This is a genomic window from Lichenifustis flavocetrariae (genome assembly GCF_026130545.1).
Classification (GTDB): Bacteria; Pseudomonadota; Alphaproteobacteria; order Rhizobiales; family Beijerinckiaceae; genus Lichenihabitans; species Lichenihabitans flavocetrariae.
This window is the reverse complement of the sequence record NZ_JAMOIM010000010.1, coordinates 65,119-80,832: the sequence shown is the minus strand read 5'-3', so window position 1 is coordinate 80,832 and position 15,714 is coordinate 65,119. Positions and strand designations below refer to the sequence as shown.

Genomic DNA, 15,714 nt, shown 5'->3' with positions numbered 1-15,714 from the left:
GAAGGTTGCGGCCAAGCTTCCCGCTAGATCCGGAGCCGGCTCCTTGCTGCGAATCGCAAACTCGATGCTGCATGAAAGGCATGCGGGCATTGTGCTTGCGGGTTGATTGTGCCAACCCCACCATCCTTGCATGTCGGGTGCGGCCCCGCGTCTCGAGCCGCCGGAACATTTCATGTCCTACGATCTCGTTGTCATCGGCACCGGCCCGGGCGGCTATGTCTGCGCCATACGGGCGGCACAGCTTGGCCTAAAGACGGCCGTGGTGGAAAAGCGTCCGACCTTCGGCGGCACCTGCCTGAATGTCGGCTGCATCCCGTCGAAGGCGCTTCTCTATGCAACCGAGATGTTCGATCAGGCGGCACATGGATTCGCGCCGCTCGGCATCAAGATCCCGGCCCCCGAGCTCGATTGGGCCGCGATGGGGAAGCACCGTGACGACACGGTCGCGGCGAACGTCAATGGCGTGAGCTTTCTCTTCAAGAAGAACAAGATCGACAGCGTGATCGGCACCGGCCGCATCGTGGCGGCCGGAAAGGTCGAGGTCACGGGCGCCGACGGCAAGGTGCAGACGCTCGAGACCAAGAACATCGTGATCGCGACGGGATCGGATGTCGCGACCTTGCCGGGCATCAACATCGATGAGGAGACGATCGTGTCCTCGACCGGCGCGCTCGTCCTGGAAAGCGTGCCGAAGAAGCTCGCCGTGATCGGCGCCGGCGTGATCGGGCTCGAACTCGGCTCCTGCTATCGGCGGCTCGGGGCCGAGGTGGTGGTGATCGAATATGCGGATCGCGCGCTGCCCGGCATGGACATGGAAGTCTCGAAACAATTCCAGCGCCTCCTGGAGAGACAAGGTTTCACGTTCCACCTCGGCCAGAAGGTCACGGGCGTCGACAAGGTGCAGGGCGGCGCCATCGTCCGCTACGAGCCGGCGGCGGGTGGCGAGCCCGGGTCGGTCGAGGCCGACATCGTGCTGATGGCGGTGGGCCGCAAGCCCTACACGGAGGGGCTCGGGCTTGAAGAGGCCGGCGTCGCCCTGGAGCGCGGCCGCGTCGTCATCGACGATCACTTCGCCACCAACGTTCCCGGCATCTACGCGATCGGCGACGTCGTGCGGGGCCTGATGCTGGCCCATAAGGCGGAAGACGAAGGCATCGCGGCGGCCGAGATCATCGCGGGCCAGGCAGGCCACGTAAATTATCGGGCGATCCCGAGCGTCGTCTACACGATGCCGGAAGTGGCGGCGATCGGTGAAAGCGAGGAATCGCTGAAAGCCGAGGGACGCGCCTATAAGGTCGGCAAGTTCCCCTATACGGCGAACGGCCGGGCGCGCGCCATGCGGCACACGGATGGTTTCGTCAAGGTGCTGGCGGATGCCGAGACCGACCAGGTTCTCGGGGTGCATATCATCGGTGCCGTGGCGGGCGAACTGATCCAGGAAGCGGCCGTGGTGATGGAATTTGGTGGCTCCTCGGAAGACCTTGCCCGCACCTGCCACGCCCACCCGACCATGTCGGAAGCCGTGAAGGAGGCTGCCATGGCGGTCGAGAAGCGCGCCATCCACGTTTGAGACGGGTGTGATCAACGCGATGCGGCGGGGCTGAAGGCCCTGCCGGCAAGTTTTTCATTGCGAGCTGTTGCCCCGGTCCTGTGACGTCCGGGCGCCAACAACGTGACCGTTTTTCATACAATCTTCCAGGGGTTGAGGAGGACGACCCGCGTGCGCTCGAAATCCCCGACGTCGCGGGACACAAGCGTCAACCCGTACTGGAGCGCCGTAGCCGCAATGATCAGATCGGGTTGGGAGAACGTGTGCCGAGTCTTTCGCCCTTCCTCGACGAGCAGCCGCCACTGGAACATGACATCTTCGCTGATGGGGAGGACCCGCTGCGCGAACATCGGCCTTACTTTGTGGCGCAGCCAATCGTTCAGCTCGGCGCGTCGCTCGGGTTCCGCAACCATCTCGATGCCGAAGCAGATTTCAGCGAGCGTCACGGCGCTGATGTGAAGGCGGCTCAGAGGTTGCGCCCTGATAAAGGCGATAACCTTAGGCTCAGGTCTGGGTCGGCGAAGTTCGGACAGGACGTTGGTATCGAGGAGCCATCCTGTCACAGGGTCACGCCACGGACGGGCATCGGCTCATAAGGCATGTCGAGCTCGGTGTCGTGAAGAGGCGAGGCCTGCATCGCGGCGATCAGGGCTTCTCCGGTTTCGTCGCCCTTCAAACGCCGAAACTCCTCGGATGAAATGACAACCACCTCGTCGCGCCCGTGAACGGTGACGTGCTGGGGACCCTCACTGCGGACCCGTCGTACCAATTCGCTGAAGCGAGCCTTGGCGTCCTGTAACAGCCAATGGCCGGCCTGTCGGCTCTTCGGAGAGCGAGCACGTGGTGCCCGTGGATCAGATTTCATAATTCTGGTCATCCTGACTAGGATGCGCTCATGGTACTCGTACTTCAAGGACTTGGCTTCGCCGCGTCGGACTAAAAATGCGCGAAGGACTCGGCGCCTTCAGGCGGCGCGCGAGAGGTCGCCTTCGATCGCGGAGAGCGCTCGTTCCAGGGCCGCCACGCAGTCCGGGTCGAGGGCGGTGCCGCTATCCTTGCGCAGGATGCCGAGCGCCTTTTCGAGCGGCATGGCGGACCGATAGGGCCGGTCGGCCGTCAGAGCGTCGAAGACGTCCGCGACCGAGACGATGCGGGTCTCCGGGTGGATCTCGTCGGCCTTCAATCCGCGCGGATATCCCTTACCGTCGAGCCGCTCATGATGGCTGCCACCGATGCGGGCCATGTCATGGAACACGGCGACGCGCGCCAGGATGGTTTCGGAGAGTTTGGCATGGTTGCGCATCGCCTGCCATTCGACTTCGTCGAGCGGACCGTTCTTGTCCAGGATGCTGTTGGAAACGCCGAGTTTGCCGATGTCGTGCAGCAGCGCCGCGCGCCGCAGCCAGCGTCGCCGGCCGGGTTCGTAGCCCATCGAGGCCGCGATCATATCGGCATACACGGCGACACGTTCCGAATGACCTGACGTGAAGGGACTTTTGGAGTCGACCACTTGCGCAAAAGCGCGCGCGATGTCGTCGAGGTAGTCGTCGTCGACGGCGATCGAGTCGCGAGGCGGTTCGAGGTCGAAGAGAGCGTCCTCGACCGAATCCGACGCGAGCACCTCCCAGAAATGATCGCTTCGGGCCACGCGCTCGAAACAGGCACTCACCTCAGGATCGAACCAGGTGCCGGTACGGCGTCGGACCTCCGCCATGGCGGCCTCGCGGCCCGCCGTGTGGTGGAAGACATCGACCACCTGGGACAGGAGCGCGATCCGCGCATAAATTGGAATGGCTCCGCCTTCGAGACGGTCCGGGCGGCCTTTGCCGTTCCAATGCTCGTCGAGCGCATGGATGCCGGCGCAGACCGCGGGTGGAAAACGCAAGCGGGCCGCGATCGCGGCCCCGCGCTGGCAGCGGGTTTCGATCAGCTCGCTGACGAGCCGTTCTCCGTTTTGCAGAATATTGAAGACGGCCTTGAAGCGCTCCGCCAAGCCGGATTTGAGGCCCGTGTGCGAGAACACAAATCCAAGGACCTTGGGCAGACTGTCGCTTACCGTCTTGAAATCGCGTTTCAGGCCGATGTCATCGGAGAGGTAAAGCTCGCAGAGCCGCGCTGCGTTGCTCGAACAGCCGAGGTCCTTCATCATGACGGTATAATAGAGTTCCCAAAGTAAGGACTCCGGGAGCCCGAGTTCCTGCCCGATGTGAAAGCCGATCCAGGTGGCGCGGACGCAATGGCCGATCGGCTGTCCTTCGGTCAGGTCGAGAGCATGGCTGAGGGCGCCGAGAAGTTCGGACAGGCGAATGCGTTCTCCTGTCGAGCGGGTCGCCTTGTCACCGCGCACTGTCATAGGTCTCGTCCCGGCCGATGGAGCCTCATCATCGGGCGGCCGTCCCTAACGGGACGTTGCGGGCCGGAACCTCGGTGGGGGAAGAGTTAGCGAATTATCGAGATCTTATTTAGTAACTGTCTGAATTCGAAGGGATCAAGTGGCCGGGTAGAAGCCGCGGTACCAATCCACGAAGGCCTGCACGCCGCGTGAGACCGGGGTCGTCGGGACAAATCCCGTCAGCGCCTTAAGCAGTGCCGGCGACGCCGTCGTGGCCTCGACGTCGCCCTTCTGCATCGGGACCATGGTGCGGGTGATCGCGACACCGACGCTGCGCTCGATCGCATCGATATAGTCGAGCAGGGGCACCGACTGGCCGCCCGCGATATTGACGGCGCGATAGGGCGCCACCGGGGAGAGGGAATCCATCGTGCCGATCGGAGCGCCTTGGACAGGTGGACAGCCGATCAGGCGGACCACGGCCTCCACCAGATCGTCGACATAGGTGAAGTCCCGCTGCATGCGGCCGTGCCCGAACACCTCGATCGCCTGCCCGGCAAGCGCGGCCCGCACGAATTTGAAATAGGCCATGTCGGGCCGTCCCCATGGCCCATAGACCGTGAAGAACCGAAAGGCCGTGATGGGAATGCGCCACAGGTGGGCATAGGAATGCGCCATGTCCTCCGCCCCCTTCTTGGTGGCCGCATAAAGGGACAGGGGGTGGTCGGTTCGATCGGTCTCGCGCGATGGCACCGCCCCGCTGGCGCCATAGATCGAACTCGTCGAGGCGAGAAGCAGGTGCCGCGGCGCCACCTGCCGGGCGAGTTCCAGGATATTGAAGGTGCCGGCGAGATTTGACTCGAGATAGGCCCTCGGCTGTTCCAGGCTGTGCCGGACGCCGGCCTGGGCGGCGAGATGGATGATGACGTCGGGTTGGCGCCGCGCCGCCAGGTCCTCCAGCCGCGCCATGTCGTCGAGCATCAGGATATGCGGCTGGAACGCCGCGAATCGCTGCAGAACCGCGTGGCGCGCCTCCTTCAGCGACGTGTCGTAATAAGGCGTCATGCCGTCGACACCGTCCACACTGTGGCCGTCGCCGAGAAGGCGAGCCGCGACATGAAAGCCGATGAAGCCTGCCGTGCCGGTGATCAAAACATGCATAAGGCGCTCCCAGGCGGGACGCAGGACCGAGCGGTCGCGGGCGGTTGGAACACCCTTTATGCGAAATTCCAGCCGAACAATAGCTGGAGCTTCGCTGCAGGGTAGATGGTGAACCTTGCATCGGGACGACCCGGAACCTTGCCGATCTAAGCTCCTGTTAAGGTCAACAAACCATGATGGGAGCCGTCGCCGCGACCTGGCGATGCGTTCGGACCCGAGTCAGCTGCCTCCATGACACTTCTGAAAGAACACGCTGCAATGCCTCCCGAGACCTCCGCCGAAACCGCTTCGGCGGGGCCGGATTGGCAGGCTCTCTACCAGAGCATGATGGCGCAGCTCATGGCGAATATGGAAGGCATGGTGGCCCATGTCCTGGCGGACCATGCGGCGCAGCACGGCCTCCTCCTGCCGGAGGCGTCTGCCACCGCGGTCCCACCCGCGCCCGAGCCGCCCCCTGCGACCGGCAACGCCGGCCTCGATGCCATCCATGCGCAATTGCACGAAAACGCGCCGAGCCTCATGCAGCCGGCGGCCGTGCCCACCCCGCCGTGGCTCCGTCCCTTCACGTTGCCCGCGAATGTGCGGTTCACCCGGACGCCCGATCCCGTCATGCGCTGGGAACGTGCCATGCCCAATCCGGAAGAGCTTGCCGTCAAGGCCCGCGAGGCCGCACGTGCCGCGACCGAAGCGGCGGCCGAGGTGGCGCAGCGGGAGTTCGACCGCATGCGGGCGGAATCGTCCGATACGACACCGATCTGGCGGCGTCCCTTCACGCTGCCGCCCAACGTGCGCTACACACGCACCCCCGACCGGGTCGCCAAACATGACGGCGCCTCGTCGACCGCGGAGGTCCATTCCATTCCGGCGTCCGAGCCCCGCGCGGCCTCTGCCGTTGACGTGCAAGAAGCCATGTCGACGAGCGAGAGCCCGGATGGCGCCTATCGGGCCGTGACCTTCACCAAGACCGTCACGACGGTCGAATCCGTCACGGTCTCGACCGTCGAGCCCACCAACGAGGGGCCGCTCTTCAGCGGCGAGATGTCGGAGGCCGCCGGCCCCTCCGAGGCTCCCGCCGAAACTCTTTCCCTCCTCCAAGCGCCGAACGAGACCGCGCCAGCGACCCCCATGCCGTTGCCGGCTCATCGCGACTCTGTCGCGCATTCGGCCACATGGGCGGACCATGGCCTGCCGTCATGGTTCGGCGCAATGTGTCAGTCGGCCGATCTGACGGCATCGTTTGCGGCGCATAGCCCGGCGCCTACCCCGACCTTGCCCGAGCCAGCCACAGCTGTGCCTTCGATTGATGAAGATGACAGTGATGGCGGCGCTCCGTGGCGCGCCCGGTTCTTGCCGGATCTCGAAGAGGTCGTCTCGACCGCCGTGGCCGCGTCGGCACCCGTGACCCATGCCGACCTCAGCAGCGACCCTGACGCGGACAGCGGCGCGGCGCTGTGGCGCGGTCGGTTCCTGGCCGATGAACCTGGCATCGAGATCGTACCGGCACCGGTGGTGATCGCCGCCCCCTCTGTTGCCGTCGAAACAGCCGCTGGCGTCGCCCCGATTTCGAGTGAGGTGGTCCGGACGCCCGAGCGCCGCGCCTTCGGGTCGCACGGCATCCCGGCCTTTGCCACCGCCATGCATGTCGATAGCGATCCCGATTTCTACGTGTCGCCACCGATCGAGCATCTGGTCATGCCGCGCCCGCAGGAAGGGGTCGGCGTTGGCCTCACCCGCGAGGCGCTGGAGCAGAACGCCCGGTTGCTCGAAGGCGTGCTGGAAGATTTCGGCATCCGGGGCGAGATCATCGCGGTGCGTCCCGGCCCCGTCGTCACGCTCTACGAGCTCGAACCGGCGCCCGGTGTGAAATCGAGCCGCGTCGTGGGATTGGCCGACGACATTGCGCGATCGATGTCTGCCGTCTCGGCCCGTGTGGCGGTGGTGCAGGGCCGCAATGTCATCGGCATCGAATTGCCGAACGAGCGGCGCGAAACCGTGTTCCTGCGCGAACTGATCGGCTCGGAGGATTTCGAGGATTCGAGCCATCGGCTCGCCATCGCGCTCGGCAAGACGATCGGCGGCGAATCGGTCATCGTCGATCTCGCCCGGATGCCGCACCTGCTGGTCGCCGGCACCACCGGTTCGGGCAAGTCGGTCGCCATCAACACCATGATCCTGTCGCTGCTCTACCGCATGCGTCCGGAGGAATGCCGCCTCATCATGGTCGATCCCAAGATGTTGGAACTCTCGATCTACGACGGCATCCCGCACCTGCTGACCCCGGTCGTCACCGATTCCAAGAAAGCCGTCATCGCGCTCAAATGGGCCGTCCGCGAGATGGAGGACCGCTACAAGAAGATGGCCAAGGTCGGCGTCCGCAACATCGACGGCTTCAATGCCCGCGTCGCCGAGGCCAAGCTCAAGGGCGAGGTCATCACCCGCACGGTGCAGCAGGGGTTCGATCGCGAGACGGGCGAGCAGATGTTCGTCACCGAGGAGATGGACCTCGCGACGCTCCCGTATATCGTGATCATCGTCGACGAGATGGCAGACCTGATGATGGTGGCCGGCAAGGAGATCGAAGGCGCCATCCAGCGCCTCGCCCAGATGGCGCGCGCGGCCGGCATCCACCTCATCATGGCGACGCAGCGACCGTCCGTGGACGTCATCACCGGCACCATCAAGGCCAATTTCCCGACCCGCATCTCGTTCCAGGTGACGAGCAAGATCGACTCGCGCACCATTCTCGGCGAGCAGGGTGCCGAGCAACTGCTCGGCCAGGGCGACATGCTGCATATGGCGGGCGGCGGGCGCATCGTCCGTGTACACGGTCCCTTCGTGTCGGACGGCGAGGTCGAGAACGTCGTGTTGCACCTCAAGGCGCAAGGGCGACCCGAATATCTCGACGTCGTCACGTCGGACGGCGAGGATGAAGCGGAGGGCGACGAGGACGCCGGTTCGGACCCCGTGTTCGACAAGGGCAGCCTCGGCGACGATAGTGTGGACCTCTACGACCAGGCCGTGAAGGTGGTGCTGCGCGACAAGAAGTGCTCGACCTCCTACATCCAACGCCGCCTGCAGGTCGGCTACAACAAGGCCGCGTCCCTCGTCGAACGCATGGAGAAAGAGGGACTGGTGGGCGCCGCCAACCACGCCGGCAAACGCGAGATCCTGAACTTCAGCCGCGACTATGGGCGCACGATCATCATGCCGGGGGATGGCGATTAGGCGGCCTCAGGGCGACACTTTCGTCTCTTCTCACCTGTCCTTCAGGCGAGAAGAGACGCGTCAAGATGACTTCGCGGTTTGTCACTCCGGGAAGTCATAGGCGCTTGTATGGAGGTGATTGGGCTGCGACTTTGTCCACGCGGTTCGCCGCTGTGAAATTGCCGGCTTGAACGGAGACGCTCTCGGAGGGTAGCCGGCCGTTCGGCACTTTGGCCTATGAGGACCATGTCCACGTTTTTCACCAGCGACACGCATTTCGGCGATATGCGGGTGCTGCGCATCGACAAGCGTCCGTTCAAGTCTTTGGCCGAACACGATGCGGCCCTTGTGGCGAACTGGAACGCTATGGTCGGGCCGGACGATACGGTGTGGCATCTCGGCGATTTCGCCCTGGGACCGTCCGACGAGGACGTCGCGGCACTGCTGGACGGCCTCAACGGGACCAAACATCTGCTGATCGGCAACAACGACGGACCCGGCACGTTGAAAGCGCCGGGTTGGGCCAGCCTCGGCCATTATGCTGAGATCGACATCGGCGGCACGGGCTTGATCCTGTGCCATTATGCGTTCCGGACCTGGAACGCGATGGGGCGCGGCACCCTCAACCTGCACGGCCACTCGCATGGCCTGCTCAAGACGGCGCCCAAGCAATATGACGTCGGGGTCGATGTCTGGGATTTCCGACCCGTGACCCTCGATGAAATCCGCGCCCGGCGGCGGGTCACGCGGATCAAGCATTTTGGCGGGATGGCCGACGATGCGTCCCAATAATGCGTCGCAAAAGTCCTAGGTCGGGAAGGGCGACACGCCGATCAGGTGCGAATGGCCGCCCAGCATGAGCGCGTAGGCGAGGAGCCCGGCACCGGCACGCCATGTGACGACATCGCCCGCGTTGAGCGTCGAGCGCCCCGCCGCGACAGCAGCGAAGGGAAGGATCGACGTCCGTGCCGCGAAAGGGCCCCAGGCGTCGGAGCCCAGGAGGCGCAGGCGTTTGGCATCGATCGACATGGTTCCGAAACCGCAGACGGCCGCGAAGGTGCCAAACAGGATCAGCGACGCGAGATCTCCGTTGCCGATCAGGTGCACCAGGGCCCACAAGCCCACCCCGACCAGAAAGGGATGGCGCGTGATCTTCACGATGCCCTGGGGCGATTGCGCGAGACCCGCTTCCTGTCCGACGGCGGTGGGATTTGGCGTCGTGACGCCGATGACGGCGAGCAGGAAGGCGGGCAGCATGAGGGCGATCGCGGCGGGCTTCCACCATTCGAGCTGTCCCCACGTCTCCACATAGGGGCTCGCCTGGTAGGATCGGACCAGCCAGAAGATGCCGAAGAGCGACCCCACGGAGAACATCAGCATGTAGGGCGTCGGGCCCAGCCGGGCGACGAGCCCATCTCGGAGGCGCGTCCCGGCCACGCCGAGATGAAGGGCGGTGAAGAAAACAGCGCTCAGGATCAGCATGAACATCGGGCACGCTTTCGAAACCATCCGCGACCACCGACAGCCGGCCGGTCCGGATCCTCGAACGGTAGGGCCGAACCGGCCCTCGTGCATTAGGCGTTCTGCCGCGCGCCGAAAATAGCGCTGCCGACCCGCACATGCGTGGCGCCGAGCTGGATCGCCAATTCGAAATCGGCGCTCATGCCCATCGACAGGGTGCCGATCCCGTTGCGCTCGGCGATCATGCCCAGCAGGGCGAAGTGGGGAGAAGCCTGCTCATCCACGGGAGGGATGCACATCAGGCCGTCGATCGTTAGGCCGAGGCTGCGGCACCGGGCCAGAAAGGCATCGGCCTCCTGCGGCAGCACGCCGGCCTTCTGGTCTTCGGCGCCGGTGTTCACCTGGACATAAAGCCGCGGCGCCTTGCCGGCGCGTCCGATCTCCTCGGCCAGTGCTTCGGCGATCCGGGGCCGGTCCACCGTCTCGATCACGTCGAACAGTTCCACCGCCTCGCGGGCCTTGTTGGATTGCAGCGGCCCGATGAGATGGAGGCTCAGATCCGCGACGCCCGCGCGCAGGGCCGGCCACTTCGCCTTGGCTTCCTGCACGCGGTTCTCGCCGAAGACGCGCTGGCCGGCCGCCATCAGCGGGGCGATATCCTCCGCCCCGTAAGTTTTCGAGACCGCAACCAAGGTTACGGCCGCGGGGTCTCGATTTGCGTCGCGCGCGGCCCGAGCGATCCGCGCCCGGATTTCGTTCCAGCGGGATACGACGGAGAGTTTCGCATCATCCGTCATCCCCGTTCTCCTTCGGCGTTCCGGCTCAGCCTTCTTCGTCGGAGTCGATGTCGCCATCGATGAGCCCCGACACGTCGTCGTTCTCTTCCTCATCCTCTTCGAGGAATGTGTCGTCCGCGGGTTCGTCCTCGACCTCGATGTCGTCCTCGGCCACCACCTCGACCTTCTCGGCCGCCTCGACCTCGTCGAGCGACACCGTTTCGGCCACGGCTGGATCGACCTCGACCTCGACCTCATCGTCATCATTGGCCGGTGCCGTCCGGGCCGCGGCGGCCCGACTCAGGGGCGCGGCCTGGAAGACAGTGGCGCATTTCGGGCACACGATAGGGTCCCGGTTGAGATCGAAGAACTTCGTGCCGCAATTCTGGCATTGGCGCTTCGCGCCAAGTTCGGGTTTCACCACTGTATTGTCCTTGGAAGGGGCCTGAGATGCCGCCGTTCAGAAATGAAGGCCCGCGTTAGTCGGCGTGGCCACCGCTGTCAAATGGGAAATGGAGGGGAGACCGTCATAATGACAGAGGGGGGCGGCCGTGGTACGAGCGCGCCCGACAAACAGCTTTTTGGAAACCCCCCGGTGTCAGCCTCTTCCGATGCATCTGCCCATGGCGCGACGCCGCAGCCCCTGACCGCGGGCCGCAGCGGGCCGTTGCGCGGACGCTTCAAGCCACCGGGCGACAAGTCGATCTCGCACCGAGCCTTCATCTTCGGCCTGCTCAGCGTTGGCGTGACCGACATCGAAGGTTTGCTCGAAGGCGACGACGTGATGCGGACCGGCGAGGCCTGCCGGGCGCTCGGCGCCACCCTGACGCGGCATGGGCCGGGGCGTTGGACCGTCCAGGGGATGGGGGTCGGGTCGCTGCTCGAACCCAAGACCACGCTTGATTTCGGCAATGCCGGCACGGGTTCCCGGCTGATGATGGGCGTCGTGGGCGGCCATGCGGTGACGGCCACATTCGACGGCGACGCGAGCCTTCGAAAACGACCGATGCGTCGCATCCTCGATCCTCTGGAGGCGATGGGCGCGCGGGTCGTCGACCAGGCGCCCGGCGGGCGCTGCCCGATCGTCCTCGAGGGAACATCGGAGCCGCTGCCGATCGACTACGAGACGCCTGTCGCCTCGGCCCAGATAAAATCAGCTGTGCTGCTCGCCGGTCTCAACTCGTTTGGCCGCACCACGGTGCTGGAGCGCGAAGCCTCGCGGGACCATACGGAGAAGATGCTCGCTCACTTCGGCGCGACCGTTCATGTCGCGCCCTGGGGTGAACATGGACGCAAGATCGTGCTTGAAGGCCGGCCGGAGCTGAAACCCCGCCCGGTCAGCGTGCCGGCCGATCCCTCCTCGGCGGCGTTCCCGATGGTGGCCGCCCTGATCGTGCCGGGCTCGGAGATCGTCCTCGAAAGCGTGATGATGAACCCGTTGCGGACGGGACTTCTCACCACGCTTCTCGAAATGGGCGCCGACATCACGGTCGACGGGCGGCGCACCGAGGGGGGCGAGGACGTGGCCGACCTGCGGATCCGTGCCTCGCGACTGCACGGGGTCGACGTGCCGGCGAGCCGCGCGCCCTCGATGATCGACGAATATCCAATCCTCGCCGTCGCGGCTGCCTTCGCGGCCGGCGAGACCCGAATGCGGGGCCTGCAGGAATTGCGGGTGAAGGAATCGGACCGCCTCGCGGCGGTCGCGGCCGGGCTCGCGGCAAACGGCATCCGGCATTCCGTCGTCGGCGACGACCTGATCGTGACGGGCGGTCCGGTGCCGGGGGGCGGCTCGGTCGAGACGCATCTCGACCATCGCATCGCCATGAGCTTCCTGTGCCTCGGGCTGGCGGCCGAACGACCCGTGACGATCGATGACGAAGCCATGATCGTCACGAGTTTCCCGACCTTCAAGGGCAGCATGGCGGGGCTTGGAGCGGCCTTCGCGCAGGAAGGCGGCGCGTGATCATCGCCATCGATGGGCCGGCCGCTTCGGGCAAGGGCACCCTGGCCCGCAAGCTCGCGGCGCGGTTCGGCCTGCCCCATCTCGACACGGGGCTGCTCTACCGCGCGACCGCCCGTGCCTTGCTGGATGCCGATCAGCCACTCGACAATGCCGCCGCGGCCGTCGCCGCGGCGCGTGGGCTGGCCTTGACCGAGTTCGAGGAGCAGCGCCTGCGGGGCCGCGAGATGGGAGAGGCCGCCTCGGTGGTGGCTGCCATTCCGGCGGTGCGGGAGACACTCGTCGAGGCACAGCGACGCTTCGCGCGCCGCATCGGGGGGGCGGTTCTCGACGGACGCGACATCGGCACCGTGATCTGCCCGGAGGCCGACGCCAAGATTTTCGTCACGGCCTCACCGCAGATGCGGGCGCAGCGCCGGGCGCTGGAACTTGCTCGATCGGGTGAGGACGTTTCGTTCAACGAGGTGTTGGCCGACATCCTGCGTCGCGACGAACGCGATTCGTCCCGTGCCGTGGCGCCGCTGCGGGCCGCCCCCGATGCCGCGTTGCTGGACACGACGGCGCTCGACATCGCAGGAGCGTTCACGGCCGCGCTTGCCCTCGTCGAGGCCGCGAGAGCCCGCCTGCACGCCACCGATTGAGGTCGGGCTTTCGAGACCACGTCAGCTGAGCCGGGTCGATCGCCGTACCGCGAGGTCGGTACGGCGAGCTACGCGTCATCCTCCCCATCGACCCCTGCGCAGAGGATAGACTTCGGGACCAAGACATTACCCTACGTCACTTAGCAGCTGGAAAACCCACATCTACAGATTGATTGGGTGATGTGATTGATGTTCACTACGACTTCCGCAAGGGAAGCATTTCGTAGAGGAACCTATGCCAAAGCGCAGCCCGGGCCTGCCCACCGACGACCACGTCAACCGGCGGTTCGGAGAGCGGTTGCGGTTTTGCCGGGAGAAAGCGGGCAAGAGCCAGTCGGAGGTTGGAGAGGCTCTTGGAGTAAGCTTTCAGCAGATCCAAAAATACGAAAATGGCACGACCAGTATTAGCCTGAACCGCATCTTCGATTTCGCCGCCAATATCGGGATCAGCATGGGAAGCCTGTTCGAAGGGCTCGATCTTTATCCCGGGCGTGGGGGCGTTCGCGGCTTTGCGGAGGAGAAGCAGGCGGTCTTCATCGACGAGGATGAATTGACGATCGGGGCCGGGCTCTATTCGAAGCAGAAGGTCGCGCTGCTGAAGGCCTTCGAGCAGATCAAGGACTCCAAGGCACGACGAACCCTGATCGACATGGCCGATGCGCTGGCCAAGCGCGACGAGGATGTCACCGTCTGACCCTAAGACGCACGCGGCAGACCCGTCGCGCCGCCGATCAGCATCCGCTTGATTCGCGGGGTCCGATCCACCAGGCCGAGCCCGATATCGCGGAGGAGCCGGACCGGAAGGTGGTCGTTCGAAAACAGGCGATTCATCAAGTCCGTCGTCGCCACCATGGCGGTCGCATCGAACTGACGGTCGCGCTGGTAGGCTTTGAGCACCGCATCCGCGCCTGGGTCGAGGCCCAGTTCGACGACTTCGGCGACCTGGCTTGAGAGCGCCATGGCGTCGCGCAGGCCGAGGTTGAGTCCTTGGCCTGCGAGCGGGTGGACCACGCGCGCGGCATCGCCCAGCAGAGCCAGCCGCGGCCCGACGAGACGCCGCGCGAGCGCGAACCGGAGCGGAACGGCGGCCGGCTGATCCTCAAGCGTGAGCTGTCCGTATTCGAACCCGATCCTGTCTTGCAAGGCGGCCAGGAAACCCTCGGCCGGCAAGCCGACGAGGCGTGCGGCTTCCTGCGACGTCTCGGTCCAAACGATCGAACTGCGATGGGGTGAACCATCCTGTGCCCGCAACGGCAGCAGCGCCAGGGGGCCGGCCGGCAGGAAATGCTGCACGGCCCGCCCCTCGTGGCTTCGCGCATGATGCAGCGTCGCCACGATGCCGGATTGAGGGTAGGGACCACCGAACACCTGGACCCCACCCGCGCTCCGCAGGCGCGACCGGCCGCCATCCGCGGCGACCAGCAGGCGGCCCCGGAAGCTCGCGCCCTCGGATGCCTCGACCCGCACCCCGAAGCTCTCCGCCTTGAAGCCCGTGAGCCGGACCGGCACGAACAGAACCCCCGCGGCCTGGCAGGCCCGCAGCAGCGCGCCGCGCAGATCCCCGGTAAACGCCATATGGGCCAGATAGCCCTCGGCGCGTTCCTGGCCGTCGAAGCGCAGGAAGATGGGGTTTGGCAGCGCGCCCGGCCGTGAATCGGTGATCGTCATGCTGCGGATCGGCTGCGTCGATGCCGCGATCTCGTGCCAGACCCCCAGCGTCTCAAGGCTCTGTTGCGCATCCGGTGCGACCGCGACAGCCCGCATCGAGTGGCGAGGCGCCTCGAGACCATCGATCTTAGCCAAGGCTGGATCGCAGAGCGTCACGGTGACGAGCGCCCCAACCGCCCGCTTGATCGACAGCGCAAAGCTCGCGCCCGCGATGCCGGCGCCAGCCACGATGATGTCAGAGAAGGGCGGAGCCGCCATGGACGCAATACTTCAAATGTGGGCCGGACCGACAGTGACCATCCGGGATCGGCCGGCGCGCGTCAATGTGGCAGGCCGCAGCGCCCCTCGGTTACGGCGCAAGAACCGGGAGGCCCGTGACCCTCGGCGGGGCTAGCCTGGGCGCCTCGATCGATGACAACGGAACGCCATGCATTTCCGTATCACCGGCCTCGATCCGGCGCTCTTTGGCCAATCCTCCGACGATCTCCCGAAATCCGGCATTCGGCGCGTCATGGCCGACACCTCACTGGGTATCCAGACCGTATCGCACTCACCGAGGTCATCCCGGGCGAGACGATGCTCCTTCTCAACACCACGCATCAACCGGCGGACTCGCCCTACCGTGCCAGTCACGCCATTTTCGCGCGGGAGGGCGCTACGGTGCCCTTTGATCAGGTGAACGTTGTTCCCGAGGTCTTACGTTCAAGGCTGGTCTGGCCCTGGGGACTCGATGAGGCCGGCATGATGATGGATGCCGATATCGCCGCGGGCGATGACCTCGTCCCCTGCATGGAGCGCCTGCTGGCAGACTCGCGGATCAGATATCTTCAGGCCCACTACGCGAAGGCGGGATGCTATGCGGCGGGGATTGTCCGTGCCTGAGACACGACGGTGCCGCCGCTATGCTGCCAGGCGGCTCTGAAGGGGACGTGACGACCACGCCCCCGGCTGATGGCGGG

The 15,714-nt window shown here is 65.5% G+C and carries 15 protein-coding genes; 7 read left to right on the top strand and 8 right to left on the bottom strand.

The window, feature by feature from the left end; translation table 11 throughout:
- Positions 1-172 precede the first annotated feature (172 nt).
- Positions 173-1,570, top strand: a complete 1,398-nt coding sequence (lpdA, locus tag M8523_RS16065) for a dihydrolipoyl dehydrogenase (protein WP_282585901.1) — start codon at positions 173-175, stop codon at positions 1,568-1,570.
- Positions 1,571-1,683: 113 nt separating this feature from the next.
- Here lpdA and M8523_RS16060 read toward each other — a convergent pair whose 3' ends face one another.
- From M8523_RS16060 to M8523_RS16045, 4 genes are all read right to left on the bottom strand, one after another.
- Positions 1,684-2,112, bottom strand: a complete 429-nt coding sequence (locus M8523_RS16060) for a type II toxin-antitoxin system VapC family toxin (protein WP_282585900.1) — start codon at positions 2,110-2,112, stop codon at positions 1,684-1,686.
- Positions 2,109-2,414, bottom strand: a complete 306-nt coding sequence (locus M8523_RS16055) for a type II toxin-antitoxin system Phd/YefM family antitoxin (protein ID WP_282585899.1) — start codon at positions 2,412-2,414, stop codon at positions 2,109-2,111. The genes M8523_RS16060 and M8523_RS16055 overlap by 4 nt, the downstream gene beginning before the upstream one ends.
- A 99-nt stretch (positions 2,415-2,513) precedes the next feature.
- Positions 2,514-3,902: an HD-GYP domain-containing protein gene (locus tag M8523_RS16050; protein WP_282585898.1), complete on the bottom strand. Its 1,389-nt coding sequence runs from the start codon at positions 3,900-3,902 to the stop codon at positions 2,514-2,516.
- Positions 3,903-4,037: 135 nt separating this feature from the next.
- Positions 4,038-5,042 (bottom strand): NAD-dependent epimerase/dehydratase family protein, encoded by a 1,005-nt coding sequence (locus M8523_RS16045; protein ID WP_282585897.1) that lies wholly within the window; start codon positions 5,040-5,042, stop codon positions 4,038-4,040.
- Positions 5,043-5,273: 231 nt separating this feature from the next.
- Between M8523_RS16045 and M8523_RS16040 the strand changes: the two genes are divergently transcribed.
- Together M8523_RS16040 and M8523_RS16035 are read left to right on the top strand one after the other, a co-directional pair.
- Entirely contained in the window at positions 5,274-8,267 is a 2,994-nt protein-coding gene (locus M8523_RS16040) for a DNA translocase FtsK (RefSeq protein ID WP_282585896.1), read from the top strand.
- A 225-nt stretch (positions 8,268-8,492) separates the two neighbouring features.
- On the top strand, positions 8,493-9,038 hold the full coding sequence (locus M8523_RS16035) for a metallophosphoesterase (protein WP_282585895.1): 546 nt from the start codon (positions 8,493-8,495) through the stop codon (positions 9,036-9,038).
- A 15-nt stretch (positions 9,039-9,053) separates the two neighbouring features.
- Here the strand turns inward: M8523_RS16035 and M8523_RS16030 are convergent, their stop codons facing one another.
- The 3 genes from M8523_RS16030 to M8523_RS16020 all read right to left on the bottom strand — a co-directional run bounded on the left by M8523_RS16030 (position 9,054) and on the right by M8523_RS16020 (position 10,907).
- Positions 9,054-9,734, bottom strand: a complete 681-nt coding sequence (locus M8523_RS16030) for an NnrU family protein (protein ID WP_282585894.1) — start codon at positions 9,732-9,734, stop codon at positions 9,054-9,056.
- An 86-nt stretch (positions 9,735-9,820) separates the two neighbouring features.
- On the bottom strand, positions 9,821-10,504 hold the full coding sequence (locus M8523_RS16025) for a YggS family pyridoxal phosphate-dependent enzyme (RefSeq protein ID WP_282585893.1): 684 nt from the start codon (positions 10,502-10,504) through the stop codon (positions 9,821-9,823).
- 25 nt (positions 10,505-10,529) lie between these two features.
- Complete coding sequence (locus tag M8523_RS16020; protein ID WP_282585892.1) at positions 10,530-10,907, bottom strand: TIGR02300 family protein; 378 nt, start codon at positions 10,905-10,907, stop codon at positions 10,530-10,532.
- A 171-nt stretch (positions 10,908-11,078) separates the two neighbouring features.
- Between M8523_RS16020 and aroA the strand changes: the two genes are divergently transcribed.
- The 3 genes from aroA to M8523_RS16005 all read left to right on the top strand — a co-directional run bounded on the left by aroA (position 11,079) and on the right by M8523_RS16005 (position 13,781).
- Positions 11,079-12,449: a 3-phosphoshikimate 1-carboxyvinyltransferase gene (gene aroA, locus M8523_RS16015; RefSeq protein WP_282585891.1), complete on the top strand. Its 1,371-nt coding sequence runs from the start codon at positions 11,079-11,081 to the stop codon at positions 12,447-12,449.
- Complete coding sequence (gene cmk, locus M8523_RS16010) at positions 12,446-13,087, top strand: (d)CMP kinase (RefSeq protein WP_282585890.1); 642 nt, start codon at positions 12,446-12,448, stop codon at positions 13,085-13,087. The genes aroA and cmk overlap by 4 nt, the downstream gene beginning before the upstream one ends.
- Before the next feature lie 235 nt (positions 13,088-13,322).
- The gene (locus M8523_RS16005; protein ID WP_282585889.1) at positions 13,323-13,781 is read left to right on the top strand and encodes a helix-turn-helix domain-containing protein; all 459 of its coding nucleotides are present in this window, start codon (positions 13,323-13,325) and stop codon (positions 13,779-13,781) included.
- A gap of 2 nt (positions 13,782-13,783) precedes the next feature.
- On the opposite strand, the gene M8523_RS16000 is transcribed toward M8523_RS16005, so the two are convergent.
- Positions 13,784-15,013, bottom strand: coding sequence for an FAD-dependent monooxygenase (locus M8523_RS16000; protein ID WP_282585888.1), 1,230 nt, complete (start codon positions 15,011-15,013; stop codon positions 13,784-13,786).
- 153 nt (positions 15,014-15,166) lie between these two features.
- On the opposite strand from M8523_RS16000, the gene M8523_RS15995 reads away from it, so the two are divergent.
- A complete protein-coding gene (locus M8523_RS15995) occupies positions 15,167-15,637 on the top strand; it encodes a DUF1203 domain-containing protein (RefSeq protein WP_282585887.1) in 471 nt (156 codons plus the stop codon).
- Positions 15,638-15,714 lie beyond the last annotated feature (77 nt).

Excerpts from the sequence above, each read along its gene's own strand:
- lpdA (WP_282585901.1), top strand. The coding sequence starts at position 173 with ATGTCCTACGATCTCGTTGTCATCGGCACCGGCCCGGGCGGCTATGTC.
- M8523_RS16040 (WP_282585896.1), top strand. The coding sequence starts at position 5,274 with ATGACACTTCTGAAAGAACACGCTGCAATGCCTCCCGAGACCTCCGCC.
- M8523_RS15995 (WP_282585887.1), top strand. The coding sequence starts at position 15,167 with ATGACAACGGAACGCCATGCATTTCCGTATCACCGGCCTCGATCCGGC.
- M8523_RS16045 (WP_282585897.1), bottom strand. The coding sequence starts at position 5,042 with ATGCATGTTTTGATCACCGGCACGGCAGGCTTCATCGGCTTTCATGTC.
- M8523_RS16000 (WP_282585888.1), bottom strand. The coding sequence starts at position 15,013 with ATGGCGGCTCCGCCCTTCTCTGACATCATCGTGGCTGGCGCCGGCATC.
- M8523_RS16025 (WP_282585893.1), bottom strand. The coding sequence starts at position 10,504 with ATGACGGATGATGCGAAACTCTCCGTCGTATCCCGCTGGAACGAAATC.
- M8523_RS16035 (WP_282585895.1), top strand. The coding sequence starts at position 8,493 with ATGTCCACGTTTTTCACCAGCGACACGCATTTCGGCGATATGCGGGTG.
- M8523_RS16030 (WP_282585894.1), bottom strand. The coding sequence starts at position 9,734 with ATGTTCATGCTGATCCTGAGCGCTGTTTTCTTCACCGCCCTTCATCTC.
- M8523_RS16005 (WP_282585889.1), top strand. The coding sequence starts at position 13,323 with ATGCCAAAGCGCAGCCCGGGCCTGCCCACCGACGACCACGTCAACCGG.
- M8523_RS16055 (WP_282585899.1), bottom strand. The coding sequence starts at position 2,414 with ATGAAATCTGATCCACGGGCACCACGTGCTCGCTCTCCGAAGAGCCGA.
- M8523_RS16050 (WP_282585898.1), bottom strand. The coding sequence starts at position 3,902 with ATGACAGTGCGCGGTGACAAGGCGACCCGCTCGACAGGAGAACGCATT.